Source organism: Acinetobacter sp. YH16038 (assembly GCF_013417275.1).
Lineage (GTDB): Bacteria > Pseudomonadota > Gammaproteobacteria > Pseudomonadales > Moraxellaceae > Acinetobacter.
Genome location: NZ_VPEG01000036.1, coordinates 1 through 23,887, shown reverse-complemented (window position 1 = coordinate 23,887; position 23,887 = coordinate 1). Strand labels below are relative to the sequence as shown.

Sequence of the window (23,887 nt, the reverse complement as noted above, 5' to 3'; positions counted from 1 at the left end):
TTTATTTTAATTGTTTAAATATAAATAAACTGATTACGATCCAATACAGCCCATAATTTATGAGATGAGCAATAGAAACACCTTCGAAACCAAACACTTGAGTACATATATAAGTTAAAGCAATGAGAGACACTGTAAATATAATCTCTGTACAAATATAGAGTTTAGTCATTGCTTTGCTGAGCATTAAATAAGCCAGTATCCAGCTTCCTATCTTCAAGGCATCTCCCATCATTTGCCAAAGAAATAAATCCTGCATAGGGGCAAAAGATGGACTAAATAATAAGTTGATAATCCAATCACGTAATATGAAAACGCAAATTCCGCCTACAACAGCAAGTGGAAAAATAAACTTATAGCCTAAATAGACCTCTTTCTTAATTTCATCAATTGCATTGAGTTCTGATAAGCGCGGCAAGTAATACACGCCTAATGTAGTGGTTACAAGCAAAAGATATACTGTGCTTAGACGGATCATCGCCTCCCAATAGCCCGCATAAGCCAGACTAAATTCTTGGGTTAAGTAAGCCCGAATTAACATTTGCGATAGCGGCACACAGATTGCACTGACTAGTGCCATAAGAATAAACGAAGCAAATTTTTTGGTAATTCCTAGGTCTATTTTTCCTAATAGGGAGGAAAACTCAAACCAGTCTGCTCTATGACAGAGTATTAATGTCACTATAAATGCAATCGACTGATAAATGGATAATGCAATTAAAGCCCCATATAACTGCAGCTTGATTGCCAAAACACCAGTGATTACAAGTGCAAATAAACTACCGGCAATATTTGCAAGCACCAGCTTTAAAATTTCTTTTTTTCCATTCAATATGGCTAAAAATAGCGTATTGAAATTGAAAAATATTAAAAAAACAGCAAACCATATAAAAATCGTTTGGTATTTAAGTGATTGAAATATATATAATGCCAGCTGCTTTTGAAAAATAAGTATGAGAACCGCAAAAATGAAACTAAATAGAAAAACAATACTTCCTGCTGTTTTCCAGACTGCTCGTTGTTTAGTCTCATCTTCATGATATTCAGCCGTATATTTAACTACTGCGGTATTAATCGCACTACCAGCAAAGGTCGTCACCATTTGAATAAAATTCTGGAATTGGCCGATCGCTGCATATCCAGTGGGTCCTAGATATACAGCCAGAATTTTATTTAGTACAAACATGGTGATGGTTTTAATCAAAACGGCTACACCATTCAGTACACTGGTCCTAAATAGATTCATCTATGCCTGAAAACCATTACATAACTGAACAACCTGCTTTGCTTCATCCATAGATAAAGTGGGTCCAATCGGTAAGCTTAGGACCTCAGCATGAATCTGTTCTGAAACTGGAAAACTTAAGCCATTCCATTCCTTATAAGCCTGCTGCTGATGAGGCGGAATTGGATAATGAATGAGTGTCTGTACTCCGTTTTCTGCTAAATATTGTTGTAATTTTTCCCGATATTTTGTTCTGATCACAAATAAATGCCAGACATGTTGTGCATATGTCTCAGTGTCTATATTTTTGCACGGGAGCTCAATTGCGGGATTATGAATTTCTTTTAAATACAGATCTGCAATATGCCGACGATGCTGATTCTCCTGATCTAAAAATTTAAGTTTCACATTCAGGATGGCAGCCTGAATTTCATCAAGACGACTATTTACACCTGGTACCAGGTTTTTATATTTTTCATGTGAACCATAATTACGTATAGCTTTAAGCATCTGCGTTAACTCAGCATCGTTAGTGGTAATTGCTCCCCCATCACCGAGTGCGCCTAAGTTTTTACCAGGATAAAAACTGAAACCTGCAGCATTGCCCCAATTTCCTGCTTTTTGACCATTTATTTCAGCACCATGACTTTGGGCTGAATCTTCTAAAACCAGCAAGTTATATTTTTTGGCAATGGTCATAATTTCTGGCATTGCAGCGAGCTGTCCATATAAATGCACAGGCAAAATTACCTTTGTTTTTGGAGTTATGGCTGTCTCAATTTTCTTGGTATCAATATTAAAAGTCGTTATATCCGGTTCAACCAGTACCGGTTTCAGATTATTCTGTGAAATTGCTAAGATACTTGCAATATAGGTATTTGAAGGGACAATGACCTCATCTCCTTCATTGAGTTTTCCTAATTCTTTCCATGCGCGTAGCGTTAAAATAAGAGCATCCAAGCCATTAGCAACACCTATGGCATATCGTGTTCCACAATAATTTGCAAAATTATGCTCAAATTCTTCTAATTCTTTGCCACAGATATACCAACCAGAGTCAATTACCTGAGTGCAAGCTGCAATCAGTTGATCACGGTATTGAGTATTTATTGCTTTCAGATCAAGAAAAGGAATCATTTTTATCAATCTCATATAAAAATTTATATTTATTTTTTAATCTCATATTAATTAAAATTAATATATCTATAGTATTTAAATACAATCCTATTTATTCAGTTCATAGCCTTTAGATTTAAAGCTTGGCTCCAATAAAAATTGTTTTACTTTCTTATTTAGTGGTTTTTCTATAAACCTATACATTAAAAAGCTAGCAATTAGAGTGACAATAAATATAAAAAAGGAAAACAGCATTAAGTCCATATTCAATGAAAATATTTTTCTTATATAATTTAAAACCTGTATTTCCAGAACATGCAGCAAGTAAAAAGAAAAACTGATTTCCCCTGCTAACACCATGTATTTATTTGACAAAAACTGGGTAATTATACTTTTTTTCTGAATAACATGAGACAGTGCAAAAATTAAAATAATTGCTGCCATAGGCAACCAATAGTAAATTGAATACCTGTAACTTATATCTATTTTATTATGAAATACAAAGAATAAAATAAAAAGTAAAATAGCTCCTAATTCAAATATAACTACAGGTTGCTTAATTTTGGAATAGCCCACTTTTAATTTTTCAAAAATATCAAACAGGATAATACCCAACAAAAAGTCAGAAAAACGCACATATGGTGAAATATATAACCAATAATGATCCTGATTTTTATCAAGCTGAATATTTAGAATCAAAATACCTATAAGATAGAATATAAAAATATAACTTCTGATTTTTTCAGAAATCAAAAATGCAAATGGAAACAGCAGGTAGAAGAACATTTCATCCGAGATGCTCCAGGAAGGAGAATTCAATGAGAAATGGATCTCTTCTGAAGTAAAAAAGCTTTGTATCAGAAAAACATGCTGTATTAAATATTCCCAACCCTTGCCAGACTGAGCAAAAGTTAATAAAAATACCAGTGCTGTTGTGGCAATATGTACGGGATATATTCTGGCTAAACGAGAAATATAAAATTCTCTTTTTGAAATATTTCCGATTAAAAACTTTTCTTTATAATTGTAGGCTAAGATAAATCCACTCAAAATGAAGAAAAAGCTGACTCCTAAAAAGCCTTCGTCAAAAATACCATTAAAAATATTGGCATAATTGGTTTCTTTTAGAAAAGCCAAATGACTCAGAAAAACAAAAAGTGCGAAAAACATACGCAATGATGTAAGCGGCTTAATCACGTCATATATCTCCTTAATATTTATTATTATTTTTACAATTCTATCTTCTGAAGCTTCTTCTTTTGCAAGGCCTTCATTCTAATGAATTAATTTTATTATTTAGTGATCTGCTCAATCAAAGTCTGATCTACTTCTTTTAGGAACTGGTCGTAATTACGAATGTAATCACTTTCATCATAGTAATCACTTGCCAGTACCAATAGGATGCAATCTTCTGAAAAATCATGCATCTCATGCCAAACCATAGGGGGGATCAATAATCCCTTATTAGATTGAGCAATTAAAACTTCCTGTTTTTCTCTGCCATTATCCATCAGCATTTTACAGCTACCTTGAATTCCAAAAGCAATCTGTCGAAGTTGCTTGTGTGCATGGAATCCGCGTGGAACATCAGGTTGAGCGCCAGCAATATAATAAAGTCGCTGTATACTGAAGGGTATATTCCGATTGGCTTCTGCGACGACCAGACTGCCGCGGTGATCTCCCAGGTTAGGTAATTCAATCCACTTAATTAAGTTCATGCTCATTACCCCACCAAAGAAATCAGATATTGGCCGTAGCCATTCTTATGCATGGTATGACCAATCGCTAAAACTTGCTCTTTACTCAACCAGCCATTGTTCAAGGCGATTTCTTCTAGACAAGCAACTTTATAACCTTGACGTCTTTCCAGGGTTTCAACAAATTGAGCCGCTTCAAGCAAACTACCCTGGGTACCTGTATCTAACCAGGCAAATCCACGTCCCAGAAGTTCAACATTTAGGTCACCACGTTCCAGATAAGCCTGGTTAATTGAGGTAATTTCCAGCTCACCCCGTTCTGAGGGTTTGACCTGTTTGGCAATCTGGATGACATCATTGTCATAAAAATATAAACCTGTCACCGCAAAGTTAGATTTTGGATTTTGGGGCTTTTCTTCAATTGAAATTACCCGTTGCTGTTCATCGAACTCTACGACACCAAAGCGTTCAGGATCTTTCACCTGATAGCCAAATACTGTTGCACCTTTTTGTCGTGCTGCGGCCTGACGTAACATCGGTGTAAAACCTTGGCCATAAAAAATATTATCGCCTAGTACCAGACATACATTGCTTTGACCGATAAATTTTTCACCCAGGATAAAGGCTTGTGCCAGACCATCAGGACGAGGCTGGATCGCATAACTCAGCTCCATGCCAAATTGCGAACCATCCCCTAATAAGCGCTTAAACCCCTCAATATCTTCTGGTGTACTAATCACTAGGACTTCACGAATACCGGCCAACATTAATACCGATAAGGGGTAATAAACCATTGGTTTGTCATAAATTGGAAGTAACTGCTTTGAAATTCCTTTGGTAATAGGATGCAAACGCGTACCTGAACCGCCCGCCAAGATAATCCCTTTTGTCGTTCTTAACATTATACTGCCTCCCCTAAACGTTCACGCTGATAAGAACCATCCTGAACACGCTGACACCATTCCAGATTATTCAGATACCATTGCACCGTTTTCCGGATACCTGTTTCAAAGGACTCTTGTGGCTTCCAACCCAGTTCGCGCTCGATTTTTGAAGCATCAATCGCATAACGTAAATCATGACCTGGCCGATCGTTAACAAAAGTAATGAGGCTTGTATAAGTTTTTCCCTCCAGACGAGGCTTGAGCTCATCCAGAATTTTGCAGATGGTTTTAACCACCTCAATATTCTGTTTTTCATTATGCCCCCCGATATTGTAGGTTTCTCCCACGATGCCTTCGGTTGCAACCTGATATAAAGCACGCGCATGATCTTCTACAAAAAGCCAGTCCCGGATCTGTTGACCATTGCCATAAACCGGCAATGACTTACCATCCAGGGCATTTAAGATCATTAAAGGAATCAATTTTTCAGGAAAGTGATAAGGACCATAATTATTTGAACAGTTCGTGATTACGACTGGCAAACCGTAGGTTCTATGCCAGGCCCGAACCAAATGATCCGAACTGGCTTTACTTGCTGAATAAGGTGAGCTTGGTAAATAAGGCGTAGTTTCAGTAAATAAGTCTGTTGTACCTTCTAAGTCTCCATATACTTCATCCGTTGAAATATGATGGAATTTGAATCTAGACTTTTTAATCGTAGATAGATTTTGCCAATACTTTCGGGCTACTTCTAATAAAGTGTAAGTTCCCACAATGTTTGTATTAATAAATTCTGCCGGACCATCAATCGAACGGTCTACATGAGACTCTGCAGCCAGATGCATGACGATATCTGGTTGAAACTCTGAGAATAATCGGGTTAAAAATACATGGTCGCAAATATCAGTTTGCGCAAATTGATAACGGGGATGATCCGATACAGAAATAAGTGACTCCAGATTACCTGCATAAGTTAACTTATCAACATTTAATACATGATGTTCAGTCTCGTTAATGAGATGCCGAATGACGGCAGATCCAATAAAACCGGCCCCACCGGTTACCAATATATTCATCACCATTTTGAGTATCCTTTAATATTTTTTATTTTACTTTTCACAAATTATTTTTAATGTGTTAATGCCATCTAGGCATATCTGTTTTTATTGATTTGTCTATAAGATATATTAATTTTATTACACAAACTACCCATAGAACAGCTAATCATCAAATGTAGTTACATTTTAAAAATCTGGATAATTTTTTTTAAACTTAATCCATCTTATATAGGCTTTTAGTTTTCAGATAATTTTCCACTAATATTAATTTAACAATCACCTAAACTAATTAAATATTATTTTAATTAACAACGGATTATTTTGATTAATATAAAAATAAAGTATCTTAAAATTCCTCAAAATATAATTGAATATTAAGAAAAATCAATGATCTAAAAAACCTCTAGATTAGATAAAAATTATATGAAAATACTTTTCTATATTAATTTCAGGGCTTAATTCCTTCTATCATTGAAGAATAGTACTTATTTAAAAAATAACAATTGGAAACAATTAATATTCTAATGCTATCTTAAGCAATTCACTATATCTCTATAGCTTATTTAATCACGGTTTCACGTCCATTTTCGTCAATCTTACAGTTAAATTTCAGCTCAAACTTGTTAAATTGACTTAAGAATAGCTATAGACAAGGTATGTGATCTATTATATTTTTTAGACGTTAATCACATAAACCGAATTCAAAAAAATTAATAATTATTAATAAATACCAATTCTGAACATATAAAAATAAAGGGGTTTCAAGTGAACTATAGACACCTTTTAGGTACTTTTACCTTAAGCCTATCTCTGGTTGGATGTGCAGCAACATCCGGCTTTCAAACGTATGATTTACCGACAGAAGGAATCTATCAAACTGAACTGGGAACTCCAGTCAATCTGGTGAAACTGACTCAGGATACATTACCTGTAGTACAGTCTGCGCAAACGCATAATCTCAGTCATTATGCTCCTCTATTTCAGACTGAGGTGCAGGATTACCGCTTGAATCCAGGAGATATTTTATCTTTCCAGCTATGGGCTTATCCTGAAATTAGTGCCGTTCCTACAGCAAGTGACAATAACAATGGTTATCAGATTGACCGGAATGGTTATATCCAGTTTCCATTCATCAATCGTTATAAAGCAGCCGGAAAAACCCTTCCACAAGTGAATCAGGAAGTACGACGTTTGTTAATTCCTTATTTGAATAATCCAGATGTGGTCGTGAGAGTAATTTCCTATCAGGGACAGCGTTATTCAGTAGTAGGGAATGTAAAATCAGCTGGACAATTTTATCTGACTGATCAGCCGGTAAGTGTGTATACGGCGCTGGGCCTAGCCGGTGGGATTAATGAACAAGGTGATTCCACTTCAATCCAGCTCGTACGCCAAGGTGTGACCTATGATCTGAACACAATTGCTTTGGAAAAAGCTGGGTATTCCTTACACAAGCTACTGATTCAACCCAATGACACCCTGTATATCAGTCCTCGGGAAAACCAGAAAATCTATGTCATGGGTGAAGCCGGCACCAATAAACCATTACCTATCCGTGATCAGGGCATGACGCTCGCTGATGTACTGGGTGAAAGCGAAGGTATTAATCCATATTCTGCCAATCCGAGTCGAATTTATGTCTTGCGTGGCAATTCTGACAACAAGATGACTGAAATCTATCACTTAAGTCTAAAAAATCTGGGAGATTTTGGTCTGGCTAAACAGTTCAAGATGAATAGTAACGATATTGTCTATGTTGATGCTACTGGTCTGACCCGTTGGGAACGCGTAGTGAGCCAGATTCTTCCATTTTCATATGTCGCTGGTTCAGCTATACGATAGGTGAAAGTATGAAAATTAAAAATCTTTTAGCAATCTGTTTTGGACATGTTAATCATCAATTAGTGAATAAACATTTATTTATAAGATCTATCCCTACTTTCAGATTAAATCTATAAGGCTGGATCAACTAAATAATGACTGTTAGTACTAATAAAAACACTATTTTTAATTCCTCCATGGACTTCACCTGTAACTCCATGGTGCCCGAAAACCAGATATGAAACAGATTAGATGAAAGACAACATTATTCTGATCAGAATCAGAATGTCTGGTCTTTAGCGGACTCGACATCCCAAGAGAGGATAAAAAACAGAATATTGAGGATCCTTTCTCGCAGGGAGCAGCAAGTCATTGATGCATTTTTTTTGAGTTAATTCAAAATGGCATCAGCGACTGGAAAAATCACTTTTAAACTTTTAGATAGTAAAATTATGAACAAAAATAACAATACCGATAATATGATTGACCTAAAAGGGGTGTTCTTTTCCCTGCTCGCGCAATGGAAGCTCATCCTGCTATGTGGTTTGCTCAGCCTGATTGTAGTGCTGCTTTACATACGTACCGCAGCAATTAACTATAAGGTTGATGCAATCGTCCAGGTCGAAGAAAGTAGAGGCTCATCAGCTGCTTTACTTGGTAGCCTATCCAGCATTGTGAGTCAGATGTCTTCATCCAATGCCGAGATTGAGGTTTTAAAATCACGTACGATTCTCGAATCCGTAATTGACCGTTTAAATCTGGATCTGCATATTGCCAGCACTGAAGACTCTTTTATTAACCGTTTGATTCAAGGCAGAACTTCTCAAACTGAATATCAGACCGAAACTGTACGCTTTAAAGATGGTCAAAAAATCTTCGATATCCGTCAGTTTGACGTCCCTGTAGCCTATCTGGATAAAAATTTGCTGCTGAAATTTCAACAACAGAGCTTTAGCCTGATCAATCCACTGACTGAAGAAATCGTCTTTCAAGGCGCACTAAACCAGCCGGTTGAGGCTAAAGCTGTACAGGGCGACTGGAAAATTGCCATCTTTACTCAAGATAATCTCGATAACAGCTATCAGGTGAAAAAGCTCTCATTGCCTTCAGCGATCGATTCTATTCTCGCCAATTATACAATTACAGAAAAAGGTGATCTGAGCGGTGTTCTACAACTTCGCTATCAGGGTCAAGATAAACAGCACATTACTAAAGTCCTGAATACGATTTTAGCAGTTTACAGCCAGCATAATATTACACGCCGTTCAACAGACACTGCACGAACACTGGCTTTCCTGGATGAACAATTGCCGGATTTAAGGAAACAGCTTGATGATGCAGAGTTTGCCTTCAATCGCTTCCGCCAAAAATATAATACTGTTGATATCACCAGAGAATCGGAATTATATTTAAATCAGAGTGTGAATTTAGAATCACAAAGAGCCCTACTTGAACAGCGACAGGCGGAAATAGGTGCCAAGTATGCAGCTGCCCATCCAGCCATGCGTGAAATTACGGCCCAACTTCGCGTAGTGAATGGCAAGATTCGTGAATTGAATTCAACACTTAAAAATATTCCAGAGATTCAACGCCAATATTTACAACTGTCTCGTGACGTTGAAGTGAAACAGCAACTGTACACCAATCTGGTAAATTCTTATCAGCAACTGCGTGTTGCTAAAGCAGGTGAAAGCGGTAATGTTCATATTATTGATACCGCACTTGAACCAGTTGACCAGATTCAACAGAAACAGCCTCTGATTTTATTTTTAACCTTCTGTTTCGGTATTTTTCTGGGCATCTTGGTGGCGTTGTTCCGTAACATGCTACGTTCTGGTGTGAAAGATAGCAGTCAGATCGAATATCAGTTAGACCTGCCAGTCTATGCCAATATCGCTCATTCGACTGTTCAGAAACCTGGCCTGAAATTACTGAAAAAGAAAAAAATGCCTTTCTTATTGGCATTGAAACACAGTGATGATATGGCAGTTGAAAGCTTAAGAAGCATTCGTACAGCGAGCCACTTTGCTCTGACTCAGGCCAAAAACAATATCATGATGATTTCAGGTCCAGCACCAAAAGTTGGAAAATCTTTTGTTGCCAGCAATCTGGCAGTCATCATGGCAGAGAAAAATAAGCGTGTACTGATCATTGATGCAGACCTGCGCCGTGGTCATATACACAAATATTTTAATCTGGATAACCAGTATGGATTAACTGAATATCTGAATGAACACGTGTCTTTGGATAAAGTGGTACAAACCACCAATGTGCCGAACTTAAATGTCATTAGCTGTGGTGAAAATGCAACTAATCCAGCTGAGCTTCTGAATTCAGAACGCTTCCAGGAGTTGTTGCAAAAACTGATTCCGCACTATGATCACATTATCATTGATACTCCACCAGTACTGGCTGTTACGGATGCGATCATTGTATCCCGATACGTCGGACTCAATCTGGTTGTAGCGCGCTATGCAAAAACCCAGATGAAGGAACTGGCTCTTACAGTAAACCGCTTTAAACAGGCTGGCAGTACTGTCAATGGTCTGATCCTGAACGATATCCAGCGTTCAGCCGGTGGCAGCTATAGCTATGATTATACATATAGTTATAAACCGAAAGCCAAAACCAGCTAATCTGATAGCTCCTAAAAAAACCAGCAATCATTGCTGGTTTTTTCTTTTTTGAGTCGTACCAAATGCAGGTATTCACTTGCTAAAAAACCACCCGTTCTACAAGATTTCTTAAAATTTTCTGCTAAGATGGACTGAACCTCAACGATAACATTAGATTGGACAAATACATGAGTAAGGCCTTACCGATTGCCGTCGCTGTTCTTTTAGGCGGTGCCGCGCTAGTACCTGTTTACTATGCAACTCAAAACCCTGCTACTCAAACTACAAAAGCATCTAAAGATGCCTCTGCTGTCTCTAAAATCAGCTATGCACTCGGTTATGAAGTGGCGCATCAGACTCCTCCTGAGCTGGACATTAACAGTTTTGTGACCGGTGTACGTGAAGGACATGCGCGTTCTGCACCTGCCTATACGGAAGAAGAATTACAGGCAGCTTATGAGCAGTTCCAGAAAGAAATGCAACAAAAGCAGCTTGATAGTGCAAAACAGGCTCAAGCTTCAAGTGATACTTTCCTGACTGAAAATGCGAAAAAAGCAGGTATTAAAACAACTGCTTCCGGCTTACAGTACCAAGTCACGAAAGAAGGTACAGGTAAACAGCCAAAAGCTTCTTCAATTGTGAAAGTACATTACACCGGTAAACTGGTAGATGGCACTGTATTTGACAGTTCAGTAGAACGCGGTGAACCGATTGAGTTTCCATTAAATCAGGTCATTCCAGGCTGGACTGAAGGTCTGCAGCTGATGAAAGAAGGCGGTAAGGCAACTCTATATATTCCGTCAAATCTGGGTTATGGTGAACAGGGCGTTCCAGGTACGATTCCTCCGCATAGCACTTTGATTTTTGATGTGGAATTAATCGAAGTAAAATAATACAAATAGGGAGAGCGACCAGCTCTCCTTTATTTTTGAGAATTGATAATGAAAATACAAATCAGTTTAATGGTTTTGCTGCTCAGTTCAGGCAGCCTTTTTGCTAAAGAGATCAATAATACAAGTAGTGAAGCTGAGAAGATTGGTTACAGCTTTGGTTATCTGATGGGTCGCAGTAATGCAGACACTTTAAAGGATCTTGATTTAGATGCATTTAGCCAGGGCTTAAAGACAGCCGCTGCTGGACAAAAATCCAGTTTAAGCGATGAAGAAATGACCCAAGTGCTGACTCAGTATAAACGTCAAAGTGATGCCAAAGAACTGATTGTGCTGAAACAGAAAGCTGAAGAAAATGCCAAAGCTGGCAAAGCATTCTTGCAGGAAAATGCGAAAAAGCCAGGCGTTAAAACTACCAAATCTGGTCTGCAATACCTGGTACTGAAAGAAGGTAAAGGGAAATCACCAAGTGCTAACAGTAATGTCCGTGTGCATTATGAAGGTCGCCTGATTGATGCTACCGTTTTTGACAGTTCGATTGCCCGCCAGCAGCCAGTCGATTTCCGTACCACCCAAGTGATTACTGGCTGGACAGAAGGCTTACAGCTGATGAAAGTCGGTGCTAAATACCGCTTCTTTATCCCCGCTGATCTGGCCTATGGACAGATTGGTTCGGGAGATATCATTGAACCAAATAGTACCCTGATTTTTGATATCGAATTACTGGAAATTATTAAATAAAAATTCCTTTAATTGTAAAAGTTAAAAAGAGAGGCAAATTATTTGCCTCTCTTTTTTTGTACTGATGAGAAACGAATTAGTTGGAGCTTTTCATGTATATTCATAGCAGTTTTGCTATTTTATAGTTTAATCAAAATATTCAACAACAATAGAGGACTTCAGCATGGCAGCAATCAAGACCCGCGAAATTCAATATACTGCGCAGGATGGCAGCACTTTGATTGGTTATTTTGCCGCACCAGAAACTGATGCACCTGTAGCCGGTGTTATCGTGGCACCCGAATGGTGGGGCCGCAATGACTATACTGAACAGCGTGCCCGTGAACTGGCGGAACATGGTTATGCCGCGCTGGCAATTGATATGTATGGTGACAAGAAAGTAACCACCAACTCTGATCAGGCCTATCAATGGATGATGCAGACGTTTGAAGATCCGGACACTATCGTGAACCGTGCGAAAGCTGCTTTAGATACTTTGGCGGCACAGGATGAAGTCAATCCGGAAAAACTGGCTGCGATTGGTTTCTGCTACGGTGGTAAAGTGGCTCTGGATCTGGCTCGCTCAAATGCACCGTTAAAAGCTGTGGCTACTTTCCATGCCAACCTGTCTCCTAAAGCACCTGCACAGGAAGGCCAGGTACAGGCAGAAATTCTGGTCCTACATGGCGAAAAGGACAGTATGGTGAGCCTGGATGATGTCGCCAGCTTTAAAGAAGAAATGCAGGCGGCTAAGGTCGAGCATAATGTGATTGTATTTGAAAATGCCAAGCATGGATTCAGTAACCCGCTGGCGGATGAGCGCGCCAAGGCCAATGGTGTCGATCTGGGCTACAATGCTGAAGCAGAGAAACAAAGTTTGGCTGCCATGTATGAATTACTAGCACGACAACTCGCCTAATAACAGATAAATTGATCCGGCTCATGATCGAGCTGGGTCATACATGAAAAAAATAAATTCAATGAAAGGAGCCAATATCATGACTGAAAATAACTGCCCGTACTGTAATTTTGACGAATACGATATTCTGGCTAAAAATGATTTTGCTGTCGTGTTACCTGAACCCAACTCCCTGTCCAAAGGACATTATGTAGTTACTCCATTACGTCATGTGGCGTCATTTTTTGAAATCACAGATAAAGAACGTAAGAGCATGATGTCCTTACTTGAACAGGCTCGTAATGAATTGCAATTACGCTATCAGCCTTCCGGTTTTCATGTCGGGTTTAATGATGGCGAAGTATTTCAGGAAAAATCAGAACATTTACACATTCATATTATCCCACGTTATGAAGGCAAGGTATTAAAGCTGGATGCACGCTGGGGCATTGAAGAATAAGAATTTAAATTTTTTTCCCGAGTGAATGCTTTTCGAAGTGTTCACTTGTCCCTTCCATTTATTCATTTTTACTCTTTTTCAGTCTTGCTGTTTTAGCAGACTTTTCATCTTTTAGCTGGGTCTCTTCAGTTATACTAGGCCTCGTTTTCCAGTTTGTTCTATCTTCATGTTTGTATTTTCAGATGCCCTTTTAGAATGGTTTGATGTGCATGGCCGTCATGATTTGCCGTGGCAAGTGGCTGATGATCCCTATAAGGTCTGGGTCTCTGAAATCATGCTACAGCAGACTCAGGTCAAAACCGTGCTGCAATATTTTGAGCGGTTTATTCAACGTTTTCCGACAGTACAGGACTTAGGTACAGCTTCTTGGGATGAAGTCGCACCCTATTGGGCTGGGCTGGGCTATTATGCTCGTGCCCGCAATTTGCATAAGGCAGCCGGTATTGTAGCAAGGCAGGGGCATTTCCCGACGAGCCTAGAAGAATGGATCGCCCTGCCCGGCATTGGCCGCTCAACCGCGGGAGCCTTAATGTCTTTGGGTTTACGTCAGTACGGCGTGATCATGGATGGCAATGTCAAACGGGTGCTGGCTCGGTTTTTTGCGATCGAAGATGATCTGTCTAAACCGGTTCATGAACGTGCCTTGTGGGAGCTTGCTGAACAGCTTTGCCCGGTTGAACGGAATCATGACTATACCCAGGCGATTATGGATCTCGGTGCGACCGTCTGTACTCCGAAAAAGCCTTTATGCCTGTATTGTCCAATGCAGCAACATTGCAAGGCACATCAACAGGGTCTGGAAAATGAATTGCCCTTTAAAAAAGCCAAAAAGCCGGTACCGGTCAAAGCAGCTCAAGTGCTGTTGATCCAGTCAGGTGATGAATGGCTATGGCAGCAACGTCCTAATAGTGGTCTTTGGGGCGGGCTTTGGTGTCTGCCAATTATTGAAGACACTCATACATTTGAACAACTGTGCCAGCAACTGGGTCTGAAAAATCTCGTACAAAAGATCCAGATCAGCCACAGTTTCACCCATTTTACCTGGCAGCTTGAAGCCATGGTTTTTGCAGTCGATGCAGATCAGCAGGAACATCTGGCGATTGAGTTACAGGGCTTCTGGATGAACCCGGAAACTGCGGTCAATGCAGGTATTCCAACCGCCATGAAAAAATTGATTTCTACCGTAAATTTATGACATAGTCTGGAACAAGAAGAATCATACTGGCCTCATTTAAGGATAAATATTTTGCGCCATTCTCTTGCGTTTGTCGGGCTTTCTTTGGTGATGTTATTTCTGGTGGCGTGTAGTAGCGCACCGAAACATCCTTCTGCGGTTCAACTTAATCCGGCACTGGTCAAAAAACTGAATCATATGCGTATGCCCTCTTCTCTGCCGATTCCGGTAGATCGGGTTCAGGCTCGTGAATTGAAAGATACTTGGGGAGCTTCGCGTAGTAGTGGCCGTTTGCATGAGGGCATTGATATTCTGGCTCCACGTGGAACCAAGGTTCGTAGTGCGACGCCTGGTCTGATCGCGGATTTACGGAATAACAATTTGGGTGGTAAAGTAGTCTGGATTCTGGGTCCAGGTGGTGCCTGGCATTATTATGCACATCTGGATGGTCATAAGCGTGGCCTGAAAGTTGGTGACTATGTCAAAAAGGGCGATGTCATTGGTTATGTCGGTAATACTGGCAATGCCCGGCATACTGCGCCACATCTGCACTATGGTCTTTATTTAAGTGGTAAGGGCCGTGGTGTCGTTAACCCTTATCCATATTTACGTTAATTTTAGGAAGTTTACATGTCAGAAGCGTTGATCAACCGTCTGGTCGAATTTGCAGAATCAGGCAATCAACAGAAAATCGTGCTCAATGGCCAGACCTATCAGGGCTGGATCATGGAAATTACTGAAGAGGCGCTTCTGATCAGTACCGGTTATGCCGACAAAAGTGGTAAGGATATGTGGATCCAGTTCAGTGATCTGCAGCAGGCAGAACTGTCCTACTGGGATAATCAGCAAGATCAGTGGACGACATTTAAATTATAAGATAATCAAAAAAGGAGCATCCCTTGACGATCCAACGCTGTGGCTGGTGCTCTAATGATCCCCTCTATACTGCCTACCATGATCAGGAATGGGGACAGGCGCTGCATGATGAAAAACGCCTGTTTGAAATGCTGTGTCTGGAAGGTCAGCAGGCCGGTTTAGCCTGGATTACCGTACTCAGAAAACGTGAATCTTATCGCAAACATTTCTTTCAATATTCTATTGAAACGATTGCTTCTTTTACAGATGAGCAACTCACCGCAAAACTGCAAGATGCTAGTCTAATCCGGCATATTGGTAAACTGACTGCAATTCGCGATAATGCCCGGGCCTGGCAACAGCTTAAATCTGAAGAGATTGATGTGGTCACATGGTTATGGTCCTTTGCCCAGCAGCCCCGATTGAATAATGATGTGGCAGATTATCGCCAGGCTCCGGCACAAACCATTGAAAGCCAGACCATGTCCAAAGCCTTAAAAAAAGCAGGCTTTAAGTTTGTCGGTCCTACGATCTGTTATGCCTTTATGCAGGCAGTCGGCATGGTCGATGACCATGAAAATCACTGTCACTTTAAAACAATATCCTCCCATTCAAATAAGAGCTGAATCTATGTCCAATAATACTATTCACGCTTACGCCGCAATGTCTGCCGGTGCCGCCCTGGAACCTTATCAATTTGATGCAGGTGAACTTCAGCCGCATCAGGTCGAAGTGAAAGTTGAATACTGCGGCCTATGCCATTCTGATATTTCAGTACTCAATAATGACTGGGGATCTTCGGTCTATCCTGTGGTGGCCGGACATGAAGTCATCGGCACCATTACGCAACTGGGTTCTGAATCCAAAGGCCTAAAAGTAGGTCAACGTGTCGGTATTGGCTGGACTGCGGAAAGCTGCCAATATTGCGATCCTTGTATTTCAGGCCAGCAAGTGCTGTGTACCGGTGGTCAGGTTGCAACCATCGTCGGTCATGCAGGCGGTTTTGCAGATAAAGTCCGTGCTGGCTGGCAATGGGCAATTCCCTTACCCGAAGATCTGGACCCAGAAAGTGCAGGTCCCCTGCTCTGTGGCGGGATTACTGTATTTGATCCGATTCTGAAACATCAGATTCAGGCCATTCACCACGTCGGTGTCATTGGTATTGGCGGTTTGGGACATATGGCGATCAAGCTGCTGAAAGCATGGGGTTGTGAAATTACCGCCTTTACTTCAAATCTGGATAAAACCGATGAGCTGAAAGCTATGGGTGCAGACCATGTAGTGAATAGTCGCGACCCAGCAGCGCTTAAACCGCTCCGTGGTAAATTTGATCTATTAATGAGTACTGTGAATGTCACACTAGACTGGCAGGCTTATTTATCAACTTTAGCGCCAAATGGCACGGTACATATGCTGGGCTTACCACTGGAACCCATGCAAATTTCTGCAGGTTCACTGATTGGCGGTGCTAAATCAGTGACTGGCTCGCCGACAGGTTCACCAGCAGCTTTACGTCAATTATTAAAATTTGCGGCACGTAAAAATATTGCGCCACAAATTGAGTTATTCCCAATGTCGGAAATTAATACTGCGATTGAACGTCTGCACTCAGGCAAAGCCCGTTACCGGATTGTACTTAAAGCCGATTTCTAATTTTTACTAATCATCAGTAAATCTAGATCTGCCCTAGCATCATGTTAGGGCTGATTTTTTATGACTATATCTATAAATATTTAGCCAGCTTCTGAGCCAGAAATTCAATAAATAGATGTACCCGTTTAGGCAAATGCTCCTGACGGTAATAGACCGCATGAATTTTTTGATAATGTAGCTCAATCTGGTCTTCAAATAGTGCCTGCAAACGACCCGCCTGTAAATCGTCCTCGACCAGAAAGCGTGACAGACAGGTAATACCTACCCCGTATAAAGCTAATTGACGGACAGTTTCCCCATTGGGTGCTCTAATCTTTGGCTTTACAATGATAGGTTCGCCATCCAGCCGAATCGGCCAGGTGTTCAAATGCGTAGGCTGACTAAATCCCAGCAAAGTGTGCTCCGATAAATCTGCCACTGATTGCGGTCTGCCCTTTTGCTGTAAATATTCAGGGCTGGCCACAATATACAAACGACTGCGGCATAATAATCTGGCATGCAGGCTGGAATCATGCAGTTCTCCAAAGCGGATCGCGACATCGGTTTTATGTTCCAGCAGATCAATCACCTGATCATGATTATTTAGTTCAATTTCGATGTGGGGATAACGCTGCATAAACTCCTGAATTAGCGGCACGATTACATGCAGTACAAAAGGTGTCGCTGAATCGACCCGAATCAATCCTGAAGTATCACTATCTGATTTCAGTAAGGCATCTTCAGCTTCTGCCAGATCATTGAGAATTTTGCGCGCCTTTTCTAGAAATAGCTGGCCTTCTTGAGTCAGTTTCAGCTTACGTGTGGTTCTTTCTAAAAGAGTAACATTTAACTTATTTTCCAGACGTTGCAATGCCCGACTGACACCCGAAGTGGTTTGTCCCAAACGCTCTGCCGCCATAACAATAGAACCACTATCCACAATAGTGACAAAAGCCTGTAATTCTTCAATCGTCGATTTCATTTGTCACTCTTTTATTGATTTTCGGTCAATAATATTTTGCAAATTCAGCTATTTTTTCGCAACAATAAAAAGCACAAAATACTCAACATCGAAAATACTTAAAGATTAAAGCTATGAATATTGTTCCTCAATTTGGTGTCGGTACCTTTCGCCTGTCTGGACAGACCGTCATTGATTCAGTCAAAACAGCCCTGGAAGTCGGTTATCGCGCCGTAGATACGGCACAGATTTATGCCAATGAAGCGGAAGTGGGTCAGGCTATTGCAGAAAGCCAAGTTAATCGTAACGAGCTATTCATTACCACCAAAATCTGGACAGATCATTACGCACCAGACAAATTAATTCCAAGCCTCAAAGAAAGCCTGCATAAACTACGTACCGATGCAGTCAATCTAACGCTCATTCACTGGCCTGCACCTCGTTTAGGCGTTCAAATTCCTGAGCTGATGCAGACTTTATTAGAAGCCAAACAGCAAGGTCTGACTGAGCATATCGGTGTGTCCAATTTCAATATTGAGCTGACCCAACAAGCCATTGATACGATTGGTCTAGAGCATATCGTAACCAACCAGATTGAACTCAGTCCTTATCTGCAAAATCAGCGTCTGGTCAGTTTCCTACAATCTCAGAAGATTGATGTCACTTCTTATATGACACTGGCTTATGGCAAAGTGCTGAATGATCCCATCCTGCAAGGAATTGCTGCACAGCATCAGGCTTCGACTGCACAAATTGCACTGGCTTGGGCCTTGCAAAAAGGTTTTGCTGTGATTCCTTCTTCAACCAAACGTGAACATCTGCTTGCCAATCTGGCAGCGCAGGAGATACAACTGTCTCAAGAAGAAATGGCTTTGATCAGCACCTTGGAGCGCAATGGCCGCGAGGTTGATCCGGACCAGCTTGCGCCTATCTGGGATTAAACAGAAACCATGAAAGTTAATTTTTCTTTGCTTGCACTGGCGGTTGGTGCCTTTGCAATTGGTACCACTGAATTTTCTCCAATGGGTTTTCTGCCAGAAATCGCCCGTGATCTAGAGATTTCGATTCCTCGTGCCGGGATGCTGATCAGTGCCTATGCCTTAGGGGTGATGTTGGGTGCACCACTAATGACCCTCTGGTTAAGCCGTTATTCTAAACGTAAGTCTCTCATTTTACTGATGGCGATTTTTACGATTGGTAATATTCTGGCGACATTAACGCCTAATTATCTGGGGCTGATGGGGGCACGGATCATCACCAGCTTGAACCATGGTGCTTTCTTCGGGATTGGTTCAGTTGTCGCTGCCAGTGTCGTTCCGAAAGATAAACAGGCCAGCGCCGTAGCCATGATGTTTATGGGCCTGACCATTGCCAATATTGGCGGGGTGCCACTAGCAACCTGGATAGGACAACATATCGGCTGGCGTATGGCTTTTCTGGGTATTTCCCTGCTTGGTTTACTAACCATGTTCTCCTTATGGAAAGCCTTGCCTGAAGGCCAAAGCAGTCAGAAACCGGATGTAAGGCAGGAGCTGCAAGTCCTGACCAGCCTGCCCGTTGTTTTAGCTTTATTGACTACCGTGATGAGTGCGGGGGCCATGTTTGCCCTATACACTTATATTGCCCCGAGTCTGCAAAGTTTTACTCAGGCTTCCCCTGCATTGATTACTTTGATGCTGGTGTTGATCGGGGTAGGTTTCTCGATTGGTAATCATCTGGGTGGCAAGTTTGCAGATTTATCCTTAAATAAAACCCTGATCGGCTTTTTAATCTTGCTTATGCTGATGATGCTGCTTTTCCCGATTCTGGCAAGCACAGCTCTTGGCGCAGGTCTGGCATTAATCATCTGGGGTGCTGCTGCCTTTGCTGTAGTTCCGCCTTTACAGATGCGAGTCATGTCCGTGGCTTATGATGCGCCTGGACTGGCCTCTTCAGTAAATATTGGTGCTTTTAACCTCGGTAATGCTTTGGGGGCAATTGCGGGTGCCAGTGTGCTAAATCTAGGACTTAGCTATAGTGCGGTTTCATTTACCGGTGCTGGGCTCAGTGCTGTTGCTTTGCTTCTGGTCGTGATTCAAATGAAACTGGCTCCACAGCAAGATATGACTACGCAGCAATGCTCTTAAAATTTCCTTCACAAAAAAGTCCGCCTGATGCGGACTTTTTTTATTGGCTATTTAGCGTAAAGCTTCAGGTAACACAGGCGTTGTCACAGGTTTAGCCAGTTCGGTTTTCATCTTTTGCAGCATCTGATAAGGCTGCTGTTGCACAAACATATTCACAAAGGTTAAAGGAATCGAACCTTCAGGATTGGCATAGCCATAAGTCGATACCTTAACCTTGTTATTCGCCAGTTTCTGGAAGGTCCAGTCTCCCTGATAATCAGTCAAACGTACATAATTCGGATTTAGAGCATACCCGGTCTGAATCGCTTTATTCTTAATGGTGATCTGGCCATTGGCATCCTTAATCATTTTACCCTGCACAATCAGATCACGGTCTTTTAAAGGGAATGGAAAATCCAGCACCATATACAAGGTGAAATCGCCTTTTTTATCATCACGCGACAGCACCTTGATACTACCCATATAAGGCACCCATTTCACTGCATGATCAACATCCAGAATCAGAGAAACGGCATTCTCAATCGGGACATTGTAGGTGGTTTCGGCTTTATAGAGAAAAACGGGATTACGCTCATCCTGATAGGTCCAGACTTTAATATTATTTTTATTAATGCTGAGCTTGGCATTCTGCACAGAGGTCGACTGTGCTGTAGCGGCAAAGGCTACAGCACACGCCATTAATATTAATTTCTTCATTCCATTGTCATCTTATTTTAGTTTTAAGTTATTTTTATATAGGATTTTGACGAAAATTTATACTTGAATATCGTTAAAACCAAGTACATCCTTCATGTCATATTTACGTGCATCACGACCAACGACCCAAGCTGCTGCACGTACGGCACCCGCTGCAAAGTTCATACGGTTGGTTGCTTTATGCGTAATTTCAACACGCTCGCCTTCGCCAATAAACATTGCAGTATGTTCACCGACAATATCACCGCCACGAATGGTCTGAAAACCAATGCTTTTACGTTCACGAGGACCCGTATGCCCTTCACGATGATACACCGCATCTTTTTTCAGATCACGACCCAGTGCTCCAGCAATCGCTTCACCCATCATAAGAGCTGTACCTGATGGCGCATCTACCTTATGACGGTGATGTGCTTCGATCACTTCAATATCGACCGTATCACCAAAGACTTTAGAGGCAAGTTCTAGCAGTTTGATCGAAACGTTCACACCAACCGAATAGTTCGCTGCATAGACCACTGGAGTTTCTTTTGCAGATTCATCCAGATAAGCTTTTTGTTCGTCATTCATACCAGTCGTACCAATCACGATCGCAACGCCATTTTCACGGCAGATTTTAAGATGATTCACCGTCGCAGCAGGCGCAGTAAAGTCGATCACTACGTCACAGTCTTTAACTACTTCTTCAAGATGGCCGACAACCTTTACACCCAGGCTCCCTACACCAGCCAGTTCACCGGCATCTGCGCCAATCAATGAGCTTTCAGGGCGCTCAACAGCTGCTGCCAATTGGTAACCGGCTTCTTTCACCGCCTGAATAAGGATGCGTCCCATACGGCCGCCTGCACCTAAAATCCCAATGCGTGGTGTCGCTGACATAACATAGTCCTGATGTTGATTCGAAATTGCTCTTACTATAGCAAAACTCGCTCATAACACTAAGATTGATCGCATAAAAATCAATGAAAAGAATTAAAGAAGGTCATGAGGGATTTTGATATGCAGTCCATATCAACAATAGTTTATGGACGAGTAAAAAGAAAAATAATTCCATTAGAGGAATAATGATTAAATAGTTAGTCAGAGATAAACTCATTTAAAGAAAAATTCTAGTTAATAAGAATTAGATTTTAATTTTAAATAATTGAATTTAATAAGATAAAAAATATTTTTCCATGGTACGTATGATCTTGATTTTTCATATTCAGATTATTTGTATTTAAGGGAAATATATTGAAACTCCAATTTGATCACCTCAGCAATATAAGTATTACTGATATTATTGAATTAAATACCCATTATCGCGTACTGAGGCATATGCCTTTAGCGCATGGCATTATTTTAGATGAAGCGCGATGGATTGTTTGAGTAAATGAAAGTATAAATCCATACTTTTTTAAATTTAGGAATGTTTAAGGATCAAGCATCAAGTAGTTGACCAACTTCCAAGCTGGTATATCCACGTTCTTTAAAGATCAAAATAATCGCTTTTTTATAATCTTCACAAATAGATGTTTTATATTTAGTGATGAGTTGAATCTCGGAATTCAGCTCCAGGTCATTTTTTAAGGTCAAAACTTCGGTAGAGATCTTATTAAAAATCTTTAAATTAAACATACAGGCACCTGTTATCAGTTGTAGCGGCCCGACTACAACAAATACCTGCCTTAGCTCAGCTAGACACCCTTGGTCGCAAGGATTACAAATTAGAAAAAGTTCTGCAAGTTTTGAGGAATTGACAGATTAAATAACCTTCTAAATCCTGCCTATTTAGCAAGATTGTCAGCCTCAAAATTAATTTTATATATCAAATTCTTAATAATCTCATGATTGCTAAAAATTTAATAGGAACCAGTTTTTGTAACAATTCTTTTAATATTCCAGATTATTCATAATATTTTATTAGTCAAATGAATGGAGAGATTATTAATTCAGGATTTTCATATCCTGATGATGCGGTTTTAAAAGACAAAGTATTTTTCTCTGTCTGGCAAAGATAAGAACCAGACTCTTTGTACGCTTTGGCTCACATCAATCTCGGCCTTTTGCTGCTATTCAGAGTACTGGAAGTTTCCTATGATGAACTCATCAGGAACAGGAAGTTCCAAACAAGAATAACAATAGATCAGCACAAGGACAGTAAGGTACGACAGGAGTTATACCGAGCGAACCCATACGAAAAACCCCGGCAGGATGCTGGGGTTTTTCTTTTAGTATTTAAATTAAATTTCATTCTTTAGATGTACAAATATGTGACATACATCACATTAACAAATCCATTTTCTTATATATTTTGCCACTTGCTCAATTTTATGAGATTAATGATTAATCTTATATTTCAGTTATTTAAATAACATCAAACTACATTAGTAAACATAAGTACACACAAAAAAACATCAATATCTACATTTTATGTCAACATTTTTGCCAAGTGTACTGAGTAGTACACTATTTTTAATACAAGGAAATTTATATGAAATTAGTTCAATTAACTTTTGCCGGGGTAGCGTTAATTGCTGCATCACAAACTTTTGCTGCTGAAGAAGTAGCACAAACAGCTCCTGCTGCAACTGAAACAGCTGCGTCTGAAGTTCAAGCTGCTGAAGCACCTGCAAGCGAAGCTCCAGCATCAGAAGCTCAAGCAACTGAAGCTCAATAATATGACAGGATTTATATTTCTCTGCGTGAGGGGTATAAATCCTTCTTAAAAAGCCAATATCATTAAAAGAATAATTTTCTCATTATTTTTATCTAATAATTAACTTATACATCTTTTCCGAATTTAAGCTATAAAAAAGGACGCCTGAGCGCACTGCTGTCCCATAGTTTGCTTTAAATAAAAAAACCTGAGTCCTAACAGTTAAAATATGAGTGCAAACAAACACTTTAACGACCAGGATTCAGGTTTTGTCACATCAGAATACCGTATTTCATGAGCTAATTAAACCTGTTGTGCGACAGGATTTTGAACAACTTGCTAAAGTGCACCATGTTGGACAGAAATTTAGAGCGGCTTCCCGGTGGGATCAGTTTATTGCCATATTGATGTCTCAATTCTC

General features: G+C 40.3%; 25 protein-coding genes. 15 read left to right on the top strand and 10 right to left on the bottom strand.

The annotated features are described in order from the left end of the window. Position 1: 1 nt before the first annotated feature. The 6 genes from FTV34_RS13825 to rfbB form a co-directional block, all read right to left on the bottom strand. Positions 2 to 1,246 carry an O-antigen translocase gene (locus tag FTV34_RS13825; RefSeq protein ID WP_180070565.1) on the bottom strand — a complete coding sequence of 415 codons (1,245 nt, stop codon included), beginning with the start codon at positions 1,244 to 1,246 and terminating at the stop codon, positions 2 to 4. Further along, a complete protein-coding gene (locus FTV34_RS13820; protein ID WP_180070563.1) occupies positions 1,247 to 2,362 on the bottom strand; it encodes a DegT/DnrJ/EryC1/StrS aminotransferase family protein in 1,116 nt (371 codons plus the stop codon). Between the two features lie 87 nt (positions 2,363 to 2,449). Further along, the gene (locus tag FTV34_RS13815) at positions 2,450 to 3,538 is read right to left on the bottom strand and encodes an acyltransferase (RefSeq protein ID WP_180070561.1); all 1,089 of its coding nucleotides are present in this window, start codon (positions 3,536 to 3,538) and stop codon (positions 2,450 to 2,452) included. A 95-nt stretch (positions 3,539 to 3,633) separates the two neighbouring features. Continuing rightward, complete coding sequence (locus FTV34_RS13810) at positions 3,634 to 4,059, bottom strand: FdtA/QdtA family cupin domain-containing protein (protein ID WP_180012109.1); 426 nt, start codon at positions 4,057 to 4,059, stop codon at positions 3,634 to 3,636. Positions 4,060 to 4,064: 5 nt separating this feature from the next. Beyond that, positions 4,065 to 4,940, bottom strand: coding sequence for a glucose-1-phosphate thymidylyltransferase RfbA (gene rfbA, locus FTV34_RS13805; protein WP_104426847.1), 876 nt, complete (start codon positions 4,938 to 4,940; stop codon positions 4,065 to 4,067). Continuing rightward, the gene (gene rfbB, locus FTV34_RS13800; protein WP_180070576.1) at positions 4,940 to 5,998 is read right to left on the bottom strand and encodes a dTDP-glucose 4,6-dehydratase; all 1,059 of its coding nucleotides are present in this window, start codon (positions 5,996 to 5,998) and stop codon (positions 4,940 to 4,942) included. The genes rfbA and rfbB overlap by 1 nt, the downstream gene beginning before the upstream one ends. A 747-nt stretch (positions 5,999 to 6,745) precedes the next feature. On the opposite strand from rfbB, the gene FTV34_RS13795 reads away from it, so the two are divergent. From FTV34_RS13795 to FTV34_RS13745, 11 genes are all read left to right on the top strand, one after another. Continuing rightward, on the top strand, positions 6,746 to 7,822 hold the full coding sequence (locus FTV34_RS13795) for a polysaccharide biosynthesis/export family protein (RefSeq protein WP_034170758.1): 1,077 nt from the start codon (positions 6,746 to 6,748) through the stop codon (positions 7,820 to 7,822). A gap of 431 nt (positions 7,823 to 8,253) precedes the next feature. Further along, positions 8,254 to 10,437 (top strand): polysaccharide biosynthesis tyrosine autokinase, encoded by a 2,184-nt coding sequence (locus tag FTV34_RS13790; RefSeq protein WP_180070559.1) that lies wholly within the window; start codon positions 8,254 to 8,256, stop codon positions 10,435 to 10,437. Between the two features lie 167 nt (positions 10,438 to 10,604). After that, positions 10,605 to 11,309 carry an FKBP-type peptidyl-prolyl cis-trans isomerase gene (locus FTV34_RS13785; protein WP_125279709.1) on the top strand — a complete coding sequence of 235 codons (705 nt, stop codon included), beginning with the start codon at positions 10,605 to 10,607 and terminating at the stop codon, positions 11,307 to 11,309. Between the two features lie 48 nt (positions 11,310 to 11,357). Next, a complete protein-coding gene (locus tag FTV34_RS13780; protein WP_180070557.1) occupies positions 11,358 to 12,047 on the top strand; it encodes an FKBP-type peptidyl-prolyl cis-trans isomerase in 690 nt (229 codons plus the stop codon). A 163-nt stretch (positions 12,048 to 12,210) separates the two neighbouring features. Continuing rightward, on the top strand, positions 12,211 to 12,945 hold the full coding sequence (locus tag FTV34_RS13775; RefSeq protein ID WP_159124503.1) for a dienelactone hydrolase family protein: 735 nt from the start codon (positions 12,211 to 12,213) through the stop codon (positions 12,943 to 12,945). A gap of 79 nt (positions 12,946 to 13,024) precedes the next feature. Next, positions 13,025 to 13,384: an HIT family protein gene (locus tag FTV34_RS13770; RefSeq protein ID WP_005233203.1), complete on the top strand. Its 360-nt coding sequence runs from the start codon at positions 13,025 to 13,027 to the stop codon at positions 13,382 to 13,384. A 160-nt stretch (positions 13,385 to 13,544) separates the two neighbouring features. Further along, complete coding sequence (gene mutY, locus FTV34_RS13765) at positions 13,545 to 14,579, top strand: A/G-specific adenine glycosylase (protein WP_171431288.1); 1,035 nt, start codon at positions 13,545 to 13,547, stop codon at positions 14,577 to 14,579. Between the two features lie 51 nt (positions 14,580 to 14,630). Further along, entirely contained in the window at positions 14,631 to 15,173 is a 543-nt protein-coding gene (locus FTV34_RS13760) for a M23 family metallopeptidase (RefSeq protein WP_034704894.1), read from the top strand. A 15-nt stretch (positions 15,174 to 15,188) separates the two neighbouring features. Beyond that, positions 15,189 to 15,434: a hypothetical protein gene (locus tag FTV34_RS13755; protein WP_004780440.1), complete on the top strand. Its 246-nt coding sequence runs from the start codon at positions 15,189 to 15,191 to the stop codon at positions 15,432 to 15,434. Between the two features lie 23 nt (positions 15,435 to 15,457). Continuing rightward, positions 15,458 to 16,039: a DNA-3-methyladenine glycosylase I gene (locus FTV34_RS13750; RefSeq protein ID WP_180070555.1), complete on the top strand. Its 582-nt coding sequence runs from the start codon at positions 15,458 to 15,460 to the stop codon at positions 16,037 to 16,039. A 4-nt stretch (positions 16,040 to 16,043) separates the two neighbouring features. Continuing rightward, positions 16,044 to 17,066 (top strand): NAD(P)-dependent alcohol dehydrogenase, encoded by a 1,023-nt coding sequence (locus tag FTV34_RS13745; protein WP_180070553.1) that lies wholly within the window; start codon positions 16,044 to 16,046, stop codon positions 17,064 to 17,066. Positions 17,067 to 17,136: 70 nt separating this feature from the next. Here FTV34_RS13745 and FTV34_RS13740 read toward each other — a convergent pair whose 3' ends face one another. Continuing rightward, positions 17,137 to 18,027 (bottom strand): LysR family transcriptional regulator, encoded by an 891-nt coding sequence (locus FTV34_RS13740; protein WP_180070551.1) that lies wholly within the window; start codon positions 18,025 to 18,027, stop codon positions 17,137 to 17,139. A 113-nt stretch (positions 18,028 to 18,140) separates the two neighbouring features. Here FTV34_RS13740 and dkgB point away from each other — a divergent pair, with 113 nt between their 5' ends. Then, the gene (gene dkgB, locus FTV34_RS13735) at positions 18,141 to 18,947 is read left to right on the top strand and encodes a 2,5-didehydrogluconate reductase DkgB (protein WP_180070549.1); all 807 of its coding nucleotides are present in this window, start codon (positions 18,141 to 18,143) and stop codon (positions 18,945 to 18,947) included. A 9-nt stretch (positions 18,948 to 18,956) separates the two neighbouring features. After that, positions 18,957 to 20,132, top strand: coding sequence for an MFS transporter (locus tag FTV34_RS13730; RefSeq protein ID WP_180070547.1), 1,176 nt, complete (start codon positions 18,957 to 18,959; stop codon positions 20,130 to 20,132). A gap of 51 nt (positions 20,133 to 20,183) precedes the next feature. Here FTV34_RS13730 and FTV34_RS13725 read toward each other — a convergent pair whose 3' ends face one another. From FTV34_RS13725 to FTV34_RS13715, 3 genes are all read right to left on the bottom strand, one after another. Continuing rightward, positions 20,184 to 20,828: an START domain-containing protein gene (locus FTV34_RS13725; protein ID WP_180002612.1), complete on the bottom strand. Its 645-nt coding sequence runs from the start codon at positions 20,826 to 20,828 to the stop codon at positions 20,184 to 20,186. Positions 20,829 to 20,885: 57 nt separating this feature from the next. After that, positions 20,886 to 21,707 carry a 4-hydroxy-tetrahydrodipicolinate reductase gene (gene dapB, locus FTV34_RS13720; protein ID WP_034704877.1) on the bottom strand — a complete coding sequence of 274 codons (822 nt, stop codon included), beginning with the start codon at positions 21,705 to 21,707 and terminating at the stop codon, positions 20,886 to 20,888. 540 nt (positions 21,708 to 22,247) lie between these two features. Then, entirely contained in the window at positions 22,248 to 22,445 is a 198-nt protein-coding gene (locus tag FTV34_RS13715) for a hypothetical protein (protein ID WP_104426834.1), read from the bottom strand. 856 nt (positions 22,446 to 23,301) lie between these two features. Here FTV34_RS13715 and FTV34_RS13710 point away from each other — a divergent pair. Continuing rightward, complete coding sequence (locus tag FTV34_RS13710; protein ID WP_004780424.1) at positions 23,302 to 23,487, top strand: hypothetical protein; 186 nt, start codon at positions 23,302 to 23,304, stop codon at positions 23,485 to 23,487. Positions 23,488 to 23,735: 248 nt separating this feature from the next. Further along, positions 23,736 to 23,887 (top strand): DUF4372 domain-containing protein (locus tag FTV34_RS13705; protein WP_141214591.1); only part of this gene is annotated, 152 nt, incomplete at its 3' end.